The 18,168-nt window shown below is 65.3% G+C and carries 15 protein-coding genes; 11 read left to right on the top strand and 4 right to left on the bottom strand.

What is annotated here, in order from left to right:
• Positions 1 to 171 precede the first annotated feature (171 nt).
• The 7 genes from U0023_RS18570 to U0023_RS18540 all read left to right on the top strand — a co-directional run bounded on the left by U0023_RS18570 (position 172) and on the right by U0023_RS18540 (position 7,698).
• Positions 172 to 441, top strand: coding sequence for a hypothetical protein (locus U0023_RS18570; protein ID WP_009492474.1), 270 nt, complete (start codon positions 172 to 174; stop codon positions 439 to 441).
• Positions 442 to 555: 114 nt separating this feature from the next.
• The gene (locus U0023_RS18565; RefSeq protein ID WP_009492473.1) at positions 556 to 1,434 is read left to right on the top strand and encodes a DMT family transporter; all 879 of its coding nucleotides are present in this window, start codon (positions 556 to 558) and stop codon (positions 1,432 to 1,434) included.
• A gap of 153 nt (positions 1,435 to 1,587) precedes the next feature.
• On the top strand, positions 1,588 to 2,649 hold the full coding sequence (locus U0023_RS18560; protein WP_009492471.1) for a LacI family DNA-binding transcriptional regulator: 1,062 nt from the start codon (positions 1,588 to 1,590) through the stop codon (positions 2,647 to 2,649).
• On the top strand, positions 2,646 to 4,511 hold the full coding sequence (locus U0023_RS18555; RefSeq protein WP_009492469.1) for a DUF2264 domain-containing protein: 1,866 nt from the start codon (positions 2,646 to 2,648) through the stop codon (positions 4,509 to 4,511). The genes U0023_RS18560 and U0023_RS18555 overlap by 4 nt, the downstream gene beginning before the upstream one ends.
• Positions 4,508 to 5,521 (top strand): hydroxyacid dehydrogenase, encoded by a 1,014-nt coding sequence (locus U0023_RS18550; RefSeq protein WP_009492467.1) that lies wholly within the window; start codon positions 4,508 to 4,510, stop codon positions 5,519 to 5,521. The genes U0023_RS18555 and U0023_RS18550 overlap by 4 nt, the downstream gene beginning before the upstream one ends.
• The gene (locus tag U0023_RS18545; RefSeq protein WP_009492465.1) at positions 5,518 to 6,327 is read left to right on the top strand and encodes a sugar phosphate isomerase/epimerase family protein; all 810 of its coding nucleotides are present in this window, start codon (positions 5,518 to 5,520) and stop codon (positions 6,325 to 6,327) included. The genes U0023_RS18550 and U0023_RS18545 overlap by 4 nt, the downstream gene beginning before the upstream one ends.
• 72 nt (positions 6,328 to 6,399) lie before the next feature.
• Positions 6,400 to 7,698, top strand: coding sequence for an ABC transporter substrate-binding protein (locus U0023_RS18540; RefSeq protein WP_009492463.1), 1,299 nt, complete (start codon positions 6,400 to 6,402; stop codon positions 7,696 to 7,698).
• 148 nt (positions 7,699 to 7,846) lie between these two features.
• Here the strand turns inward: U0023_RS18540 and U0023_RS18535 are convergent, their stop codons facing one another.
• Both U0023_RS18535 and U0023_RS18530 read right to left on the bottom strand, forming a co-directional pair.
• The gene (locus U0023_RS18535) at positions 7,847 to 8,170 is read right to left on the bottom strand and encodes a GIY-YIG nuclease family protein (protein ID WP_245273078.1); all 324 of its coding nucleotides are present in this window, start codon (positions 8,168 to 8,170) and stop codon (positions 7,847 to 7,849) included.
• A gap of 142 nt (positions 8,171 to 8,312) precedes the next feature.
• Complete coding sequence (locus U0023_RS18530; protein ID WP_009492459.1) at positions 8,313 to 10,253, bottom strand: adenylate/guanylate cyclase domain-containing protein; 1,941 nt, start codon at positions 10,251 to 10,253, stop codon at positions 8,313 to 8,315.
• Between the two features lie 142 nt (positions 10,254 to 10,395).
• Between U0023_RS18530 and U0023_RS18525 the strand changes: the two genes are divergently transcribed.
• The 3 genes from U0023_RS18525 (at position 10,396) to U0023_RS18515 (ending at position 13,565) form a co-directional block, all read left to right on the top strand.
• Entirely contained in the window at positions 10,396 to 11,565 is a 1,170-nt protein-coding gene (locus tag U0023_RS18525; protein ID WP_040639246.1) for an alpha/beta fold hydrolase, read from the top strand.
• 219 nt (positions 11,566 to 11,784) lie between these two features.
• Positions 11,785 to 12,654, top strand: a complete 870-nt coding sequence (locus tag U0023_RS18520) for an SPFH domain-containing protein (RefSeq protein ID WP_009492455.1) — start codon at positions 11,785 to 11,787, stop codon at positions 12,652 to 12,654.
• Positions 12,655 to 12,743: 89 nt separating this feature from the next.
• The gene (locus tag U0023_RS18515; RefSeq protein WP_009492453.1) at positions 12,744 to 13,565 is read left to right on the top strand and encodes a lytic murein transglycosylase; all 822 of its coding nucleotides are present in this window, start codon (positions 12,744 to 12,746) and stop codon (positions 13,563 to 13,565) included.
• A 55-nt stretch (positions 13,566 to 13,620) separates the two neighbouring features.
• On the opposite strand, the gene U0023_RS18510 is transcribed toward U0023_RS18515, so the two are convergent.
• Positions 13,621 to 15,579 (bottom strand): methyl-accepting chemotaxis protein, encoded by a 1,959-nt coding sequence (locus U0023_RS18510; RefSeq protein ID WP_009492451.1) that lies wholly within the window; start codon positions 15,577 to 15,579, stop codon positions 13,621 to 13,623.
• Positions 15,580 to 15,974: 395 nt separating this feature from the next.
• On the opposite strand from U0023_RS18510, the gene U0023_RS18505 reads away from it, so the two are divergent.
• Complete coding sequence (locus tag U0023_RS18505) at positions 15,975 to 16,337, top strand: hypothetical protein (RefSeq protein ID WP_009492447.1); 363 nt, start codon at positions 15,975 to 15,977, stop codon at positions 16,335 to 16,337.
• A gap of 26 nt (positions 16,338 to 16,363) precedes the next feature.
• Here the strand turns inward: U0023_RS18505 and U0023_RS18500 are convergent, their stop codons facing one another.
• Positions 16,364 to 18,157, bottom strand: coding sequence for a thiamine pyrophosphate-requiring protein (locus U0023_RS18500; protein ID WP_009492445.1), 1,794 nt, complete (start codon positions 18,155 to 18,157; stop codon positions 16,364 to 16,366).
• Between the last annotated feature and the right edge of the window lie 11 nt (positions 18,158 to 18,168).

Raw genomic sequence — 18,168 nt, 5'->3', positions numbered from 1 at the left:
GGCAGACGTCGGCCTATTGTTTTCCCGTGTCTTGCATCTGCCCAATTCTCCACCCACATTAGCCGGGCCTAGGGGTCCGGGACCCTCTGGCGGGCGGGTCGCCGCTCGCGATGTCGGACACCTCATTTTGCTCATGCGCCGACGAGCGCTCCCGCATTTGGAGGATCCATCGTGGAATACGTTGTTTTCCGCTCACGGCCGACGCCCCCGCGTAGCAGCGGCTTCCTAACCCTTCTCGTGAGGCTGCTGGCCCTGGCAGCGGCAGGCATCGCCATGCTGGCGATCGTACTGGTCGGCCTTTTCGTCGTGCTTCCTGTCCTGTTCGTGGGCGGCGCGGCCCTGTATTTCTACCTCCGGCGCCAGATGCGCCGTGCTCAGTCGCGCCCTCAGGACGATATCATCGACGCCGAATACACAATCGTCGAGCGCCGGGACCCTTGAACGCTGACTGCAACGGCCGTTTGTTGCAACTTATAATGCATTATTAAGGGCATCGGTCGAGACTGACCGGATCGGCGGGCTTCACGCGGAGCCTGCCCGGGTCGGACCCTGCCCATGATTCTTCCCACCGATGCGAAAGACCGGCACGTCGCCAACCGACAGGGGGCGGCCTTTGCCTTCGCCGATATGGTGCTGGTCGTCATCGCGATGGGCGTGATCAAGCAGGCCGGCGCGACGTTTCCCGCGATTCAGCTCGTCTTCTTTCGCGCCATCGTCGGGCTTCTGCTCATAGCCCCGCTCATCTGGCGCTATCGGTCGGACGTGTTCAACAGCCGGCAGATGAAAGGTCATATCGGACGGGTCCTTTGCAGCACCGTGTCCCTGAGCTGCAACTATGCCGCCACGGCCGCCCTGCCCCTGACCCTGGTCACCGTGATCGGCTTCACCCGCCCCTTCGTCATTCTTGGATTTGCCGCCGTTCTGTTGGGTGAGCGCATTCTCCGACGGCATTGGATATCGTCCGCCGTCTGCTTCGCGAGCGTGCTGTTCATCGTGAAGCCGGGTTCGATGAGCTGGGATTGGGGCCTTCTGGCGGCTCTGGGGATGGTCCTGTTCGGCTCCTTCAGCGTTATCCAGACCCGTCGGCTCACCGGAGAGCACGCCGTCGTCCTCATGGTGTTCTATACCATCGGCCTCGCCGTCCTGACGGCCGTCCCGGCAGCGTTCGTCTGGGTGTCCCCTGGCCTGAATGACCTGCCCACCTTCCTCGTCATCGGCGCACTGGCCCAGGTCGGCCAGTTCTGCTTCCTCCGCTCTCACCAGCTGGCAGAAGCGAGCATCCTGGCTCCGCTCAGCTATGTGGTGATCGTGTTCTCTTCGATCGCCGATTATCTCTATTTCGGAATCGTCCCGACGCTGTCTCTTGTTGCTGGCAGCCTGGTGATCGTCGTAGCAGCGTTCATGGGAACCAAGGTCGCCGGGTTTAGACGCTAAGAAACTGAATCTTTTGGAAGATTTCTTGGCACAATCGGCATGTCGTCCACGCAAATGTATCAGCCAATAATGCAAAAATTTGCATTTGCGTGAGGATTGCAACTCTCGCCCCTCTGCGCAACAAATTCATGCAACGAGAAAAGGTGGGAGGATATGACGAGAGTGAGCCTCAGCCGACGTCCGCGCCAGACGGATATCGCCCGCTTCGCCGGTGTCTCGGTGAGCACCGTCTCCCGCGTTCTTGCGAACGAGCCGGGCATCAGCACGAATGTCCGCGATCAGGTGATCCGGATCGCGTCCGAACTCGGCTACAGCATCCGCCCGGTGCCGGCGGTCCAGCCGCAGAACCAGCGGTCGGTGGCGCTCATCCCGGTCGATCATGCGACCGGAGGCCTCGGGGTCTTCTATGAGGGCATTCTCAGCGGCCTCCGGGGCGCGGCGGCCCGTTCGGGCGCCACTCTCCTGCCCCGGCTGGTCCGCTCCTCCTCTCTCAAAGTTTCCGAGCTCGAGCAGACCCTGTCGGAGACCGACGCCACCGGGATTTTCCTGGTCGGCATCGACCCGCCGGAGGATCTGTGCGACTGGCTCCTCGGGTCCAGGCTCCCGGCGGTCTGGGTCAACGGCAACGACCCGAACCTGCAGTTCGATTGCGTATCTCCGGCCAATTTCTACGGCGCCCGACTGGCGACCCAGCATCTCATCGATGCAGGCCATCGCCGGATCCTGCATTTCACCATGTCCCACCGGCATACCATCCGCGAGCGCGTCCGGGGCTTCGAGGCGGCGGCTGCGAAGAATGGCGTAACCGCGCGCATCGTCCAGCTGCCCTCCGCGTCCCGGACCAGCACGGAGGCCTGCGAGGCCATGGAGGCGGTCCTCCTCGAGGACCAGGGCTTTACGGCGGTCTTCTGCATGAACGACATGATGGCGGTCGGCGTCATGGAGGCGCTCACCAACCATCACCTGTCCATCCCCCAGGATTTCGCCGTGATGGGCTTCGACGACCTGCCCTGCGCGGCCATGACCATGCCGCGCCTGACCACCATGCATGTGGACCGGGAGGCGATCGGACAGGAGGCCTATTACCTCATGCAGCGGCGGATCGCCGACCCGAGCGCGGAGCCGCGCAAGGTGGAGCTGGCCGTCAGACTGGTCGAAGGGGCGACCTTGCAGTCTCGCGGCAAGAAGCCCGAAGGCAGGGAGATCTCGGCATGACCTACGTCCCCGTTCATGCCTCTCCCCTGACCGGCAACCCGCTCCGGACTAGAGCCGACGTCGAGAAGGCGCTTCTGGACCTCTTCGCCCCGCTCCTGCCCGCCTTCTCGGAAGGCGGCGCCCGGGTGAGCCTCAGCGCCACGGCGGCGCATTTCGATCAGGCGGCCGCGGATCTCGAAGGTTTCGCGCGGCCGCTCTGGGGCTTGGCGCCCTACGCCGCGGGCGGCGGAGACTTTCCCCATTGGCCGCTCTACGCGAAGGGGCTCGCCAACGGGACGGATCCGGAGCATCCCGAATACTGGGGCAAGGTCACCGACCGCGATCAGCGGATGGTCGAGCTGGCAGCCCTGGGCTTTGCGCTTCGCCTCGTTCCCCAGCATCTCTGGGAGCCCCTGGACGAACGGGCGAAGAAGAACGTCGCGATCTACCTGCTGGAGGCGCGGCCGCACGAATTCGCCGACAACAACTGGAAATTCTTCCGGGTCATGATCGATCTCGGCCTGGAACAGGCCGGGGTCGAGTTCGACCGTTCCATCACCGAGCAATACCTCCGGGAGCTGGAATCCTTCTATCTCGGGGACGGGTGGTACCGCGACGGCAACGTGCCCCGAGTCGATCACTACATCCCCTTCGCGATGCACTTCTACGGGCTGATCTATGCGGCCCTTGCGACCTCCGACGAGGAGCGCAAGCGCCGGTTCCGGGACTGGGCGCGCCTGTTCGCGCCGAACATCCGGCACTGGTTCGCGGAGGACGGCGGCGCGCTCGTCTTCGGCCGCAGCATGACGTATCGTTTCGCCTGCGCGGGTTTCTGGGCCGCGCTCGCCTTCGCCGACGAGGAGGCTCTGCCCTGGGGCGAGGTGAAGGGCTATTATCTCCGGCACCTGCGCTGGTGGGCGAAGCTCCCCATCACGGACAGGAGCGGCGTGCTCACGGTCGGGTTCGGCTATGCCAACCTGCTCATGTCGGAAAACTACAACTCGGCGGGTTCGCCCTATTGGGCCTTCAAGGCCTTCCTCCCGCTGGCGCTGCCGGCTTCGCATCCGTTCTGGACCGCCGAGGAAGCGCCCGCGCCGGCGTTCCCCGAGCCGTCGCCGCAGCCGCAGCCCGGCATGGTGATGATGCACACGCCCGGGAACGTGATCGCGCTGTCGTCCGGTCAGGAAAACCTCCAGATGCGGTTCGGGAGCGAGAAATACGCCAAGTTCGCCTATTCCTCCCGCTATGCCTTCAGCGTCGAGAGCGACGAGCGGATCTTCGAGGGCGCTGCCCTGGACGGGATGCTCGCCTTCAGCGACGACGGCCGGCATTTCCGGGTACGCGAGACGAACGAGGACGCCCGCATCGCCGGGAATGTGCTCTATGCCCGCTGGCGTCCTTGGTCCGACGTCGAGGTCGAGACCTGGCTCCTGCCCGCGTCCCCCTGGCATGTCCGGGTCCACCGGATCAGGACGCCGCGTCCCTTGAGCACCGCCGAGGGGGGCTTCGCGATCCCGCGCGCCGATGCCTACCGGAAGCTGGAACGGATCGACGAACGGAACGGAACCGCACTGGTGATCGGCGCGGAGGATTTCAGCGGAATCGCGGATCTCGGCTCGACGATCGAGAGGCGTGGTATCGGGTTGAAAGCCCCTCCCAACACGAATCTTCTCCACCCGAAGACCTTCGTGCCGCAGCTGCGGGGCGATATCCCAAGCGGCGAAACGATTCTGCTGACGGCTGCCGTTGCGTTGACCGATCGGTTCGATGCGGCGCGGATTTGGAAGGACCTTCCACCCGCACCGGCAATCGAAGAGCTGGAGGCTGCCATAAGGCGGGACGGCCGTCGGGTCGGCGCCCTGGCCTGGAGAATGGGCGAATGACCGGCTTGCAAAAAATTGCATTCGCCATGGACCCTGTCCGTACGGAAGGCGTCCTCACCCCGCCCCTGCTGGACCGGCTGGCCCGCTCGGGCACGATCCTGTCGCCGGAGCCGCTGCGGACATTTACGCAAGGTCACGCCCTGGAGATCCTCCGGCAGACGGAGATCCTGGTCACCGGCTGGGGCTGCCCGGCCATCGGTCGCGACATTCTGGAGCTGGCGCCGAATCTGCGGCTGATCGCTCATGCGGCCGGGACGGTGAAGGGGTTCCTGTCGGCGGATGTGATCGAGGCAGGGATCGCGGTCACGCACGCGGCCGAGGCCAATGCCGTCCCGGTGGCCGAGTTCACCCTGGCGGCGATCCTCTTCGCCAACAAGCAGGTGTTCCGCTTCCGCGACATCTACTGCGCGGACCGCAACCGCTCGCGCACATTCCCCATGACCGCACAGCCGCTCGGGAATTTCCACCGCACCATCGGCATCGTCGGCGCCTCGCGCATCGGACGACGCGTCATCGAGCTCCTGAAGCCGTTCGCGTTCCGCGTTCTTCTTCACGATCCTTATGTCGACGCGTCCGAGGCCGCCGCGCTCAGGGTCGAGAGCGTTTCGCTCGACGACCTGATGCGGCGCTCGGACGTGGTGTCGATTCATGCCCCCGCCCTTCCGTCGACGCAGGGCATGATCGACCGCAGGCACCTGGCGCTCATGCGCGACGGCGCCACGTTCATCAACACGGCCCGCGGCATCATCGTCGAACAGGACGATCTCATCGACGAACTGCGCACCGGCCGCATCGATGCGATCATCGACGTCACCTTTCCGGAAGTGCCGGAGAAATCCTCCGCGCTCTACGACCTGCCGAACGTGTTCCTCACGCCTCACATCGCCGGCGCCATCGGCAACGAGCGCGAGCGTCTCGGCGAGTACATCGTCGAGGAGATCGAGCGGTTCATGGACGGGCGCCCGCTTCGCTCGGCCATCACGGCAAAGGCCCTGGAGACGATGGCATGACGTCGTTCAGACCCGGCCTGTGCTCCGTCACGTTCCGCAAACTTGCGCCGAGGACCATCGTCAGGCTCGCGGCCGAATGCGGCATCGAGGGGATCGAATGGGCGGGCGACGTGCACGTTCTTCCCGGTCAATTCGACCTTGCTCGCCATGTTCGACGGCTCACCGAGAGCGCCGGTCTCGCGGTCGTGTCATACGGCTCCTATATCGCGCCGCCCAGCGACGATGACGAAGCCTTCGCGACGGTCCTCGAAACCGCGCAGGCTCTCGGCGCACCGAACATTCGCATCTGGCCCGGTGTCCGCAACCGGGATTCCGCGACCTATTCGGCGGACGAGCGGAAGCACACCGCCGCGTTGATCCGGCGCATGGCACGGCGGGCGGCGGAGGCCTCGGTCACGCTCGGCCTCGAATACCATCCCAATTCCCTCACCGACGATCTCGCCTCCGCGCAGGCGCTCATGGCGGAGATCGACGATCCGAACGTGTTCCTCTACTGGCAGCCGCGCCCCGGCCTGCCCCTCGCTGAAGCGCTCGACGAGCTTCGCGCCATCGGCCACGAGACATCGCATGTGCATGTCTTCGCGTGGGACAAGGACAAGGCGCGCTATCCTTTGTCGGACCAGAGAGCGTACTGGATCGATATCCTGTCCAACGCCCCGGCGACGCGCTGGCCGGGAGACCGTTTTGCCATGCTGGAATTCGTGCGGGACGACAGCCCCGAGCAGTTCCGCGCCGATGCCGCCGTGTTTCACCGAATGTTGGAAGAGGCAGGGGAGCGCCCGTCCGGCGCCGCCCGATCTCTATAACGACACCCGTCGAGGAGCGCGCTTCTCGCTCCCTCGCCGAAGAACGACCTGAGAAGCGAATGGGAGGAAGCCATGAAGACTGAACTCGATCGTCGTACGTTATTGAAATCGGCCTTGGCGCTGGGTGGCGCCGCAGCCATCGGCGCTCCCGGCGCGAGCTGGGCGCAGACGGAAGGCGGAAGGCTGCGCGCGACCTGGTGGGGATCGCCGGACCGCGCGAAGCGCACCACGGAGGTGGGCAAGCTCTTCACGGAGCGCACCGGCATCGAGATCGCCGGCGAGCCCGTCGGCGCCGATTACTGGACGAAGATCGGCACGCAGATGGCCGGTCGCAACATCGCCGACGTGTTCCAGCTGGAACCGAGCAGCCTCGCCGATTATGCCGGACGCGGCGCGGCGAAGGCCATGGACGAATATGTCGGCAAGCAGCTCGACATTTCGAGCTTCGGCGACAAGATGGTCGATCTCTGCCGGGCGAACGGCAAGCTTTGGGGCGTCGCGCTCGGCCTCAACTCGTTCTCTCTCTTCTATGACCAGACGGTGTTCGAGAAGGCCGGCATCGCGCCCCCGACCCACGAGACCACCTGGAAGCAGTTCGCCGACATGGCGGTCGATCTCACCAAGGCGGTGGGCCGTCCCGATTACTGGGGCGCTCCCTACGGCGCGCGCTATCACTACGTGTTCGACGTGTGGCTGCGCCAGCGCGGCAAGCGGCTTTACACGGAAGACGCCAAGCTCGGTTTCACGGTGGACGACGCGAAGGAGTGGTTCAGCTACTGGGAAGACCTGCGCAAGCGCAACGGCTGCGTACCGGCGGACGTGCAGACGCTCGACCAGTCGCAGATCGAGCGCAACGCGCTTGCGCTGGGCAAATCAGCCATGGGCCTCACCTATTCGAACCAGCTCATCGGCTACCAGCTTCTCACCAAGAACAAGCTCGGGATCACCATGGTGCCGACGAACGGCCCCGGCACGAAATCCGGCCATTACTATCGGCCGGCCCTGATCTGGAGCATCGGCGCGACCAGCAAGAACCCCGACAAGGCCGCGGCCTTCATCAGCTTCTTCGTCAACGACGTCGAAGCGGGCAAGATCCTCGGCGTCGAACGCGGCGTGCCCATGTCGCCCAAGGTGCGCGAGGCCATCCTGCCGAACCTGAATGAGGTCGAGCGCGCGACGGTCGATTACGTCAACCTCCTGGCCGACAAGGTGAGCGACTACCCGCCGCCGGTCCCGGTCGGAGCCGTCGAGTTCGACAACAACGTCATGCGCAAGGTCGCCGACCAGGTCGCCTTCGGACAGATGTCGATCGCCGACGCAGCCCAGCACCTGCTCGACGACGGCAACGCCGTGCTGCGGAAGGTGAATTAGGACACCTTCCGAGTAAGGTGGAGCAGACCCGCTCCACCATGCTCCACGTCATCACCGGCCCTGTGCCGGTGATCTCGATGGATTGATGCGCCGAGCCTCACCGGATCGGGATGGCCGGCACAAGGCCGGCCATGACGCGGGAGGAAGATCAGGCGTTCAGCTCTTCATAGAGATCACGCCAAGTCGGGTTCATCTCAAGGATCAAGTTCGTCTTCCAAACCCGTGGCCAACGCTTGATCGATGTCTCGCGTTGAATGGCATCTGCAATGCTCGGATAGCTTTCGTAATAAACGAGCCGATCAATCCTGTAACGCCGAGCATGATCGCTGCCGTGTCCGGTTTTATGCTCCCATATACGCCGCGCGAGATCATTGGTAACACCCACATAGAGAGCGCCACCGGGTCGGCTTGCGAGGATATAGACGTAATACACTTTCACAAGCTGAAATTGAGCTACTTTCTCGAAAGACACAAGCGGTCATCATCCCCACCACGTCATGGCCGGCCTTGTGCCGGCCATCCCGATGCTGAAGAGCGCCGCGCCTTTCCAATCGGGATCACCGGCACAAGGCCGGTGATGACGTCGCGGGTTGGATTGCGGAGGTGGATCACTGTCACCCCTGACCATCCTCCAACCGCGCCTCGGCACGCTCCTCCAACGCGCCGCAGAGTTCATAGACGCGGACCTTCGCCTCGAAACCCTTCGGTTGAATCGTATCGACCATCCGGAACGCGAAGCGGTCCGCGACATGCTCGCGGACGGCGTCGCTGACCAGGATCTCGGTGCCGTAATCCTTGTTCAGCGGCTCGAGCCGCGCGGCGAGGTTCACGGCTGCGCCGAGGACGGTGTAGGCCATGCGGTCGGCGGATCCGATGGTGCCGACGACGGCCTCTCCGGTATGGAGGCCGTAGCGTGTCCGATAGGCGGGCCAGCCTTCCTTTTCGAATTCCTCGTTGAGCGCCCGGTTGGCCTCCCGGCAGGCCAGGGCGGCCGCGCAGGCATTGGCGACGTGATCGGGATCGTCCGCAGGGGCATTCCAGATCGCCATGACCGCATCGCCGACGAATTTGTCCACCGTGCCGCCATGCTCCATGATCACCGCGGAGAGCGCCGCAAGATAGCGCGACGTCTGAAGCATCACCTGCTCGGGATCGGCCTTCTCGGTGATATGCGTGAAACCGGCGATGTCGGTGAACAGGATCGTGACGACGCGGCGCGACCCGCCGAGCCGGAGGGCGTCGCCGGTCGCGACGAGCTGCTGGACCAGCCGCTTCGGAACGAAGGCCGCGAAGGTCCGCACCACGGTCCGCATGGTGGAGACCGACCGCCCGAGATCGTCGATCTCGCGGATGATCGAACGGACATCCCGCGCCGGCCCATTGGTGTCGAATCGCTGGATGCGGTCCGTTTCGGCCGCGAGCGCCTTCATCGAGCGCGAGAGCAGCAGGCCGATCCCCCCGATGACCGGGAGCGAGGCGAGAACGAAGCCGAGCGCAAGCAGAACGAGATTTTGCCGGCTCTCCTCGATCTCCGCGAAGAATTCGTCAAGCGGCGCCACGACGGCCAGGCGAAGTCCGGATGAGCCGGAGCTCTTGATGGGCCGGAACGCCGCCACATAGGTGCGCCCGTGGGCATCGTCGAAGATCTGCTGCGGCGAGCCGCCCCGCTGCCATGCATCCAGGGGGCGAGAGATGTCGACGTTCAGCATGCGATCGAGAGGCGGCAGGTCGAGCGGAGCATTCGCCCCTTGCGTGGACAGGAATTCCGACATGCGCGGATGCGCGACGACCGTTCCGCTGTCGTCGAAGAGAAACACGACGCCGGATTGTCCGAGCTTCTGGGAGCGAAGAAAGGCTTCGGCATCGTTGAGCAGGATGTCGCCGGCGGCGATCCCGCCCCGTCCCCGCGTGAACGGCGCACGCACCGTGTAGCCGATCAGGTTGGCGATGTCGAAGACGTAAGGCTCCGTGACGGCGCCGGCATCCGGCTTGAACGCATCCTGATACCAGGGCCGCACACGTGGATCGTAATCCGCCTCCCGCTCCTCCTGCGACAGGATCTCGAGACCGGACGACAAGTAGGAGGTGAAGCGCCTTCTCGGACCGCCGTCCTTCGGTGTATCGATGACGGTGAGGCGGAAAACCGCACCCGCCGGAGGCTTGAGCTGGGCGCGCAGCCCCGGCCCTGCGCGATCGATGAGGTCGAGTTCGACGAGGGCGCCGTCCGCATAACCGACATAGAGATTGTAGAGCTGTTCATGCTGGCGCAGGAGCGCCGCCAGGATCGCGGTGAGTTCCGGATTGTCCTGGACCGCGCCGGTCTCGACGGGCTTGAGCTGCCGCAGCACGGCCAGGATGTCGAGCACGTCCTTGAACTGCCCGTCCACCCGGTCCGTCGTCTGGTCCGCGACGCGGTCGATGAAGGACAAGGCGGCCGAACGGGTGATCGCCCGCGCCCGCTCGAAGCTCAGGAACACCAGGGACAGGCCGACGGCCAGGACCACCGCCACGAAGAGCGCGGTGATCGAAGGTTGATAGCCGATCCGGACCCGCATGCTCCCGCCTTCCCGTCGTCCGGTCCAGAGTTATCCGGGATTGTCGATGGAACACAAGGGCCGGCGGCGACCCCATACCCCGCCGTTGTCGCTGACACCGTATCTCAAGCGTGACAGACTGCCCCGGCTGGAGAGACGGGCCATGGCGCAGAACGTGACGGTCTATTTCGCGACCAACCGCATGCCGCTCACCGACGGGGGCGGACAGACCATCGTCGATTTCGGTTCGGAGCCCGGGCCCATCGACGGCACGGCGGTGCGCTTCGGCTCCGCGCAGGCGAGCGTCACGGCCACGCGTTCGAGCTTCATCGCGGGGTCGCTCTACGTGGCGCCCGAACAGCTCATCGGGCCGAGCATCCAGCGGGGCAGCCGCGACATCTTCGAGAAGCTGCGGCAGGACATGCAGGATGGCGGGCGGCCGACCCTCGTGGTGATCCACGGATTCTCGAACACCTTCCAGGACGCCATCGAGCGGGCCGCGGGCATTCTGAATTTCTACGGCATCGACGCCAACGTGTTCTCGTTCACCTGGCCGTCCATCGGCACGCCGCTGCCCACGCCCCTGCCCTACACCGATTACTTCCACGACCGCGGCACGGCGCGCGGCTCGGGAGTCGCCATCGCCCGCACGATGCGCATCCTCTACGACTTCATCGACAACCTGCCCCGCCGGGCCGTCTGCCGACAGCCGCTGCACCTCGTCTGCCACAGCATGGGGAACTACGCGTTCCGCTATGCCGTGCAGGCCCTGATGCAGGTGCCCCAGGGCGAGCCGCGCGAATATGTCCGCACGGCCGACCTGCCCGCGCCGGACGCGGAGGAACGCCCGGTCCCGGCCCTCGTCGCCCTGCCGACCGAGGCGCCCGATCCCAACCGCCTGCGCCGGACCTTCGAGCAGATCGTCCTGGCGGCCGCCGACGAGGACGAGGACGCGTTCGAGGACGTCAAGGAGCTGCGCTACCTGCCGCGCCTCGGCAACCGGGTCACCGTGTACCACACCGGCAAGGACTGGATCCTCTCCACCTTGAGCTCGGTGACCAAGTTCAACGGGCCGCGCCTGGGCGTGAACGGGCCCGAGAACATGGCGATCATCAGCGACAAGGTCACGGCCGTGGACGTGAGCGACGCCATCGATCCGAGCCAGGATTTCGAGAGCCACAATTACTACCGGATCTTTCCGGCCGTGCGGGACGACATCGTCGCCGTCCTGTCCGGCGAGCGGCAGGACAAGATCGCAAACCGCGACCGCAACGACATGCAGCGCTACAGCCTTCGGGCGCCGGCACGGACCACGCGGCGGAAAGGGCGGTAGGGGCATTTGAACGCCAGTGCTCTTCGGGGACGGCTCATCGCACTCTGACCTCATCCCGAGGAGCCCGCGCAGCGGGCATCTCGAAGGATGAGGGCTTGGGGCATTCGCAACCGTGCATTTGATCTGCCTCAATCCCTGGACACCCTATCGTGCCATCATTCCCTATTCGCGCGGCGGGGCGTACGATGTTGCGACCACCCGTCATGGAGCCAGGACGGTATGAGCGGCTTCCCGGCCAGGATCTTCGGAGCGTTGGGCTGCTTCCTGGCGCTGTCCGTCGCCCTTCCGGCCCAGGCGGATCCCTTCTTCGTCAAGGTCTATGGCCGGACCTACAAGATCGATCCCCGGTATCCGTCCGACGAGAAGAACGGTCCCAAGCCGCAGGACGCCATGAAGGACCTTCCCGCCGACCTCGCGCGGGGCCCCGCAATCCGGCCCTCGCACGAGGAGGTTCTGGCGGAAGTCGAGGAAAGGCTCTGGATCGCCAGCAACCAGCTCGACGCGAAGCTCGAGAACGCGGTCAAATCCCGCGACCGGCGCAACGCGGCGTCCGACACGAAAGCCGCCAAGCAGGACATCACGGATTCGCTCGCGTCCGGTACCGGTCCGGGCCGCACTCCGGAACTACAGACGCTCTACGACCGTTACCGGGCCCTGAACCTGCTGGCGCGGGAACTGCGCCGCTCCCTCGACCTGCCGGTCAAGACGCCGGATTCCGGCTTCTCGCGGCCGAAGCTGACGCCCGAGATCGAGGCGAGCTACCGATCCCAGAAGTTCGACCCGTACGCGGCCTATTACGGCTTCCGGCGCGTGAAGGCGGCCTTTCGCTCGGGTGACGTCGAACTGATCGCCCGCGTGACCGATTATCCCCTCAGCATCACGGGCAAGATCAGGCGCACCCTGCGCAACCGCGATCAGGTGCTCGCCGCGAAGGAGACGATCCTGAACGCCGCAATCCGGGACGCAGTCGCCAAATCCACCTTCGAGAGCGTGTTCGTGCGGGACAAGGGGATGATGGTCGGCGGCGGCGCCGTCTGGATCACGCCCGACAAGGCGAGCTTCGGCTTGGGAACCGTCAACCTGGACTAAGCGTTACGAAGCTTGACCATTGTGCCTCAACTTGGCCGGGATGATGCGGCAGCATTCAACCGGTGCAACCGATCCGGAAGGGAAAACGAATGATCAGGGGCTGGCAGTACAGGATCGCCGCTTTCACCGCCTTGGCGTCGCTCGTCGGGATGGCCCACACGGCGCAGGCCGCGCAATGCGGCAACAGCGCGGCCGGGTTCGAGAACTGGAAACGGGAATTCTCGCAGGAAGCGAAAGCCAACGGCGTCGGCCAGACGGCGATCTCCGCGCTCATGAACACGGATTACGCGACCGCCACCATCCGGGCCGACCGGGGCCAGAAGAGCTTCCGGCTCTCGCTCGACCAGTTCATGGCCAAGCGCGGCGCGCCGGTGATCGTCTCGCGCGGGCGCTCGCTCAAGCAGTCGAACGCTTCGCTCTTCGCGTCCCTGGAGCAGCGCTACGGCGTCCCGCCGGGCCCGCTGATCGCCATCTGGGGCATGGAGACGGCCTTCGGAACCCAGCGCGGCAACCAGAACACGCTCTCGGCGGTGGCGACCCTCGCGTATGATTGCCGGCGGTCCGAGTTCTTCACCGACCAGCTCTACGCCGCCCTGGAGCTGATCGACCGCGGCGTCCTCTCGGGCAGCACCCGCGGATCCATGCACGGGGAGATCGGCCAGACCCAGTTCATGCCCAAGAACATCCTGCAGTACGGCCGGGGCGGCAATCTCGACAACACCGCCGATGCGCTCGAGGCCACCGCCAATTTCCTGAAGGCGCATGGCTGGCGCGCCGGCGCCGGATACCAGCCGGGCGAGCCCAATTTCAGGGCGATCCAGGCCTGGAACGCCGCATCGGTCTACCAGCAGGCCATTGCGCTGATCGGACAGCAGATCGACGGCGGCACGCGCAGGTCCGCCGAACGGTAGCGATGAATTCTCTCGGCGCGTCGTGTCGATCCGCACGGCGCGCCGAGCGGCTGCGTCACAGATACCGGACGCCCAGCTCGCCCGTGCCCCGGCGCACGACCTGGCAGGTCCGCGCGGTGTCGTCTCCGTCGACCTTGAGAACGAAGCGATCCGGCACATCGGCGGTCGCCACGCTGATCTTCGCGCCCGTGTCGGACGTGTTCAGCATGATGCATGCGATGTCCCGAGCCTTGCCGCCGATGCCGGAAACCCGGATCTGCGCCGGGCGGCTCACGCGCGTGCGCTCGCTCGAACGGCGCTCCTCCACGCCGACGACCCATTCGTCCAGGCTGCGGGCAATGCCGGCCACGCCCCCGGCGGCGATCTTGATGTTGCGCGAGACTTCGGTCGTCACGGCGCTTTGCCGATCGATCGCATCGGCGGTTTCGACGATGAAGCCCCTCACCTCCGTGACCGCCGCGCTGATCGAGGCGAGCGCCTGCTCCACGTCTCCCGAGACGGTCTGCATCGACAGGATCTCGCCCGAGATGCGCGCGGTCGCCTGCGCGGCCTGGTTGGCGAGGTTCTTCACCTCGCTCGCCACCACTGCGAAGCCCCGGCCCGCGTCGCCCGCGCGCGCCGCCTCGATGGTGGCGTTCAGGGCCAGGAGGTTGATCTTCTCGGCGATGACCGTGATGGCCTGCACGACGCCGTCCATGGCCTGGGCGGCATCGCGCAGTTTGGCCGTCGACGCGTCGGCCCCTTGCGTCCTCACATGGATCCCGTCGACCGCATTGCGCGATTCCTGCATCCGTCCCGAAATCGCTTCCGCCGTGACGTTCATGCCTTCGGCGGCTGTCGCAATCGCCTGAACGTTGCCCAGGGTCTGCTCGGCCATCTGGATCGCGTCGCCACGGACATTCATGCTGCGGGTGATGTCGGTTGCGAACTTGACCACCTTGAAGGGGCGTCCATCCGCATCGAGAACGGGGTTGTAGTTGCCCTGAATCCAGACGTCGCGCCCGCCCTTTGCGACACGCTGGTAGACGGCCGCCGAATACCGGCCCGCGCGCAGAGAATCCCAGAAGCTCGCGTATTCCGCGCTCGCCGCGTAGATGCTCGACACGAACATGCGGTGATGCCGTCCCCGGACCTCGTCGAGGGTATAGCCCATCGTGTCGAGGAAGTTCTGGTTCGCGTCCAGGATGATGCCGTCCATGTCGAAGTGAATGACCGCCTGGGAGCGGCCCATTGCGGCGACCTGAGCGGCCGCCTCGGCGGCTTTCCGCTTGGCAACCGAGATGTCCGAGGCATATTTCACGATCTTGAACGGCCTTCCGGCGTCGTCGAAGATCGGATTGTAGCTGGCCTGCAGCCAGACCTCACGGCCTCCATTCGCGAGGCGCTTGAACTCGCCGGACAGATACTCGCCGCGATTGAGTTTCCGCCACAGCGCTTCGTACTCGGAACCGGCGGCGTATTCGGCGGAAACGAACATGCGATGATGCTTGCCCTTCACGGCATCGAGCTCATAGCCCATCGTCTGAAGGAAGAGCTCGTTCGCGTCGGTGATCGTGCCGTCGAGCGCGAAATGGATTACGGCCTGAGACCGGTTGATCGCGGAGATCTGCCCGATGAAATCCGCCTGACGAAGCCTCTCGGCCGTGATGTCCGTGGCAAATGCGACGATCTGCGTGACCGCGCCGTTTCCGTTGACGGCCGGCACGTAGTTCGCCCGAAGCCAGATGGCGCGCCCGTCCTTGCACCGGTACCGGGTCTCCGCCGAATGGCGCTGGCCCTGACGCAGGTCCTGCCAGAACCTGCCATACGAGGACGCCTCGACGTCGGCCGGATCGACCAGGATGCGGTGGTGCTGGCCGCGCACCTCCTCGAGGCGATACCCGACGAGCGACAGGAAGCTGTCGTTCGCCTCAATGATTTGGCCCGTGGGGTCGAAGGTGATCGTTGCGAATGTCGTGTCGAGCGCCCGAACCTTCGCGTGGGTTGAGCTGAACGGACGCAGACCGAAAGGCATCGGGGACTCCTGACACGAGAGGCCCTTCATCCCACGGCATGCCTAAAAAGATCTTAAGTCAAGCTTCGGGCTTCCATATTTTCTTAGGCATAGTTCGGATTTCGAGATGCACACCTCAAGGCGCTGCGCCCCCTCTCCCCGGCGGGGCGGGGAGAGGTCGGGCGCAGCGAGAGTGAGAGGGAAAGTGCTCTCCGGATAAACCTGTAACCCCTCACCCGCCGCGCTCACGCGCGTCGACCTCTCCCTCAGGGAGAGGTGAGCCAGCGCCACACCTTGCAAGGCCGGAGTTGGACCCATTCCTTTCCTACTGGAGAGCACCTGCCGGGATTGACACGGAGCCTGTTGTGCGAGCTATCGGTTGGCCGCCGGACGGCAGCGTTTTGAGGAGAAGCGGCATGGTGAAGAAGATCGGCTCAAAGGCTTGGCGGGTCCAGGCATCGAATGACGGTTCGATCATTGCCTTGGGTGTCCGCACCGATACGGACCGGGAATACGAAGTTCTCCTCAGCGCTGTGGATTCCACGCCCATCATGACGGATCTGCTCAGCGAGATGGTGCGGACCCACAAGGGCAAGCCGCCACGGGTCTTTGCCGAGAATGCCGGGCCGAACCATTTCAAGAGCGTGCCGGTGCAGCCCTTGAGCACGCGAATCGAGCGTCATGGCGAGACGCCGGTCCTCGTCCTGGATTTCGGCGGAACGATCCTGAAGGTCGCCATCGACCCCGCTCAGCTCCGGCAGGACCTGAGCGGGCTTTAAGGCTTTCTCGGCAACGGCGGGGCCGCTTACGACTTGTCCTTCGACGGCAGGATCGATCCGACGATCTCGCGTGCCGTGTTCGCCAGGACGCTTCCCGTATCCGGATCGCCTCTGACGAGAGCTCCCATGAAGTGGCGCGCCTGTTTCAGGGTGATGTGCGGCGGAAGCGGCGGCACGTTCGGGTCGGTCACCATGTCGAGCACGAAGGGCCGGTCGGCCGCGAGCGCTCGGTCCCAAGCCGGGCCGATCTCGTCCGGATCCTCCACGCGAAGGCCGTCGAGGCCAATGGACTTCGCGAATTCCGCATAGGGCACGTCGGGCAATGACTGTGAGGATTCCCATTTGGGATCGCCCGACTGCACCCTCTCCTCCCAGGTGACATAGGCGAGGTCGCGGTTGTTCAGCACCATCACGACGAGGCGCGGATCGGCCCAGCGGTCGCGGTATTTCGCGATGGTGATGAGTTCCGCGAGGCCGTTCATCTGCATGGCACCGTCGCCGACGAGTGCGATCACAGGACGGTTGGGATGGGCGAATTTCGCCGCAATGGCATAGGGCACCGCGCAGCCCATGGTCGCCAGGGTCCCGGACACGGAGCCCATCATCCCGCGCCGGAACGCGAGGTCGCGCGCATACCACACGGTTGTGGTGCCGCTGTCGGCGGTGACGATGCAGCGGTCCGGCAGGCGCGGCGACAGCTCGGCCGCGACCCGCTGCGGATTGATCGGCTGGGCCGGAGCGGCGGCCATGCCGGCGAGCTGCCTGCGCGATTCCTCGATGTTCGACGCGATGGTGTCGCGCCAGGAGCGGTCGGTTTTTTCGTCGAGGAAAGGCAGGAGGGCCGCCAATGTGGCGGCCGCATCGCCCACGAGGTTGACTTCCATGGGATAGCGCAGGCCCAGCATGCCCGCATCGAGGTCGATCTGCACGCCCCGGGCCTGCCCCTCCTTCGGCAGGAATTCCGTGTAGGGAAAGCTCGATCCGACCATCAGCAGCGTGTCGCACTCCGTCATCAGGTCCCAGCTCGCCTTCGTTCCCAGAAGGCCGATGGACCCGGTGCAGAACGGCAGGTCGTCGGGCACGGCGGCTTTGCCGAGAAGCGCCTTGGCGACGCCGGCTCCCAGCCGCTCCGCGACGGCGATGACCTCGTCGGTCGCTCCGAGGGCTCCCGCGCCGACGAGGATCGCAACGCGCTCGCCCGCATTCAGCACTTCCGCCGCGCGGCCGAGCGCCTCGGCGTCCGGAACGACGGGCGACATCTCGATGCCGACGCCCGAATGGGTCATCCCATGCTCGCGCGCCGGCTGCACCATCGGCTCGGCCTGGAGGTCGTTGGGAAGGATCACGCAGGTGACCCGCCGCTCGGCCTTGGCGATCCGGTAGGCCCGGTCGATGAGATGCCGCACCTGCTCCGGCGTCGAGGCCGTTTCCACATAGGCGCCGGCCACGTCCTTGAAGAGCGTCTGCAGGTCTAGGTCCTGCTGGTAATGAGCCCCGAGTACGGTGCGGGCCTGCTGCCCGACAAGGGCCAGGACCGGCTGGTGATCGAGCTTGGCATCGTAGAGGCCGTTGAGCAGATGGATGGCCCCGGGTCCCGAGGTTGCGATGCAGATCCCGACCTCGCCCGTAAACTTCGCCTCGGCGCAGGCCATCAGCCCGGCCATCTCCTCATGCCGCGCCTGAACGAACTCGATGGAATCCTCCACCCGGGAAAGCGCCCCGATCAGGCCGCCGATGCCGTCGCCCGGATAGCCGTAGACCCGGCGCACGCCCCATTCCTGCAAGCGCTGCCATATGAAATCGGCCACTGTCTCTGCCATAACGGGCTCCT

Origin of the sequence: Microvirga lotononidis (assembly GCF_034627025.1) — a bacterium.
Taxonomy (GTDB): domain Bacteria; phylum Pseudomonadota; class Alphaproteobacteria; order Rhizobiales; family Beijerinckiaceae; genus Microvirga; species Microvirga lotononidis.
Note: the sequence above shows the minus strand (reverse complement) of the source record. Positions and strands in the feature narration are given on the sequence as shown.

Bases quoted from the DNA above. Each gene is read 5' to 3' on its own strand.
- U0023_RS18530 (WP_009492459.1), bottom strand. From the start codon at position 10,253: ATGCGGGTCCGGATCGGCTATCAACCTTCGATCACCGCGCTCTTCGTG.
- U0023_RS18555 (WP_009492469.1), top strand. From the start codon at position 2,646: ATGACCTACGTCCCCGTTCATGCCTCTCCCCTGACCGGCAACCCGCTC.
- U0023_RS18560 (WP_009492471.1), top strand. From the start codon at position 1,588: ATGACGAGAGTGAGCCTCAGCCGACGTCCGCGCCAGACGGATATCGCC.
- U0023_RS18515 (WP_009492453.1), top strand. From the start codon at position 12,744: ATGATCAGGGGCTGGCAGTACAGGATCGCCGCTTTCACCGCCTTGGCG.
- U0023_RS18505 (WP_009492447.1), top strand. From the start codon at position 15,975: ATGGTGAAGAAGATCGGCTCAAAGGCTTGGCGGGTCCAGGCATCGAAT.
- U0023_RS18520 (WP_009492455.1), top strand. From the start codon at position 11,785: ATGAGCGGCTTCCCGGCCAGGATCTTCGGAGCGTTGGGCTGCTTCCTG.
- U0023_RS18545 (WP_009492465.1), top strand. From the start codon at position 5,518: ATGACGTCGTTCAGACCCGGCCTGTGCTCCGTCACGTTCCGCAAACTT.
- U0023_RS18525 (WP_040639246.1), top strand. From the start codon at position 10,396: ATGGCGCAGAACGTGACGGTCTATTTCGCGACCAACCGCATGCCGCTC.
- U0023_RS18540 (WP_009492463.1), top strand. From the start codon at position 6,400: ATGAAGACTGAACTCGATCGTCGTACGTTATTGAAATCGGCCTTGGCG.
- U0023_RS18550 (WP_009492467.1), top strand. From the start codon at position 4,508: ATGACCGGCTTGCAAAAAATTGCATTCGCCATGGACCCTGTCCGTACG.
- U0023_RS18510 (WP_009492451.1), bottom strand. From the start codon at position 15,579: ATGCCTTTCGGTCTGCGTCCGTTCAGCTCAACCCACGCGAAGGTTCGG.
- U0023_RS18565 (WP_009492473.1), top strand. From the start codon at position 556: ATGATTCTTCCCACCGATGCGAAAGACCGGCACGTCGCCAACCGACAG.
- U0023_RS18500 (WP_009492445.1), bottom strand. From the start codon at position 18,157: ATGGCAGAGACAGTGGCCGATTTCATATGGCAGCGCTTGCAGGAATGG.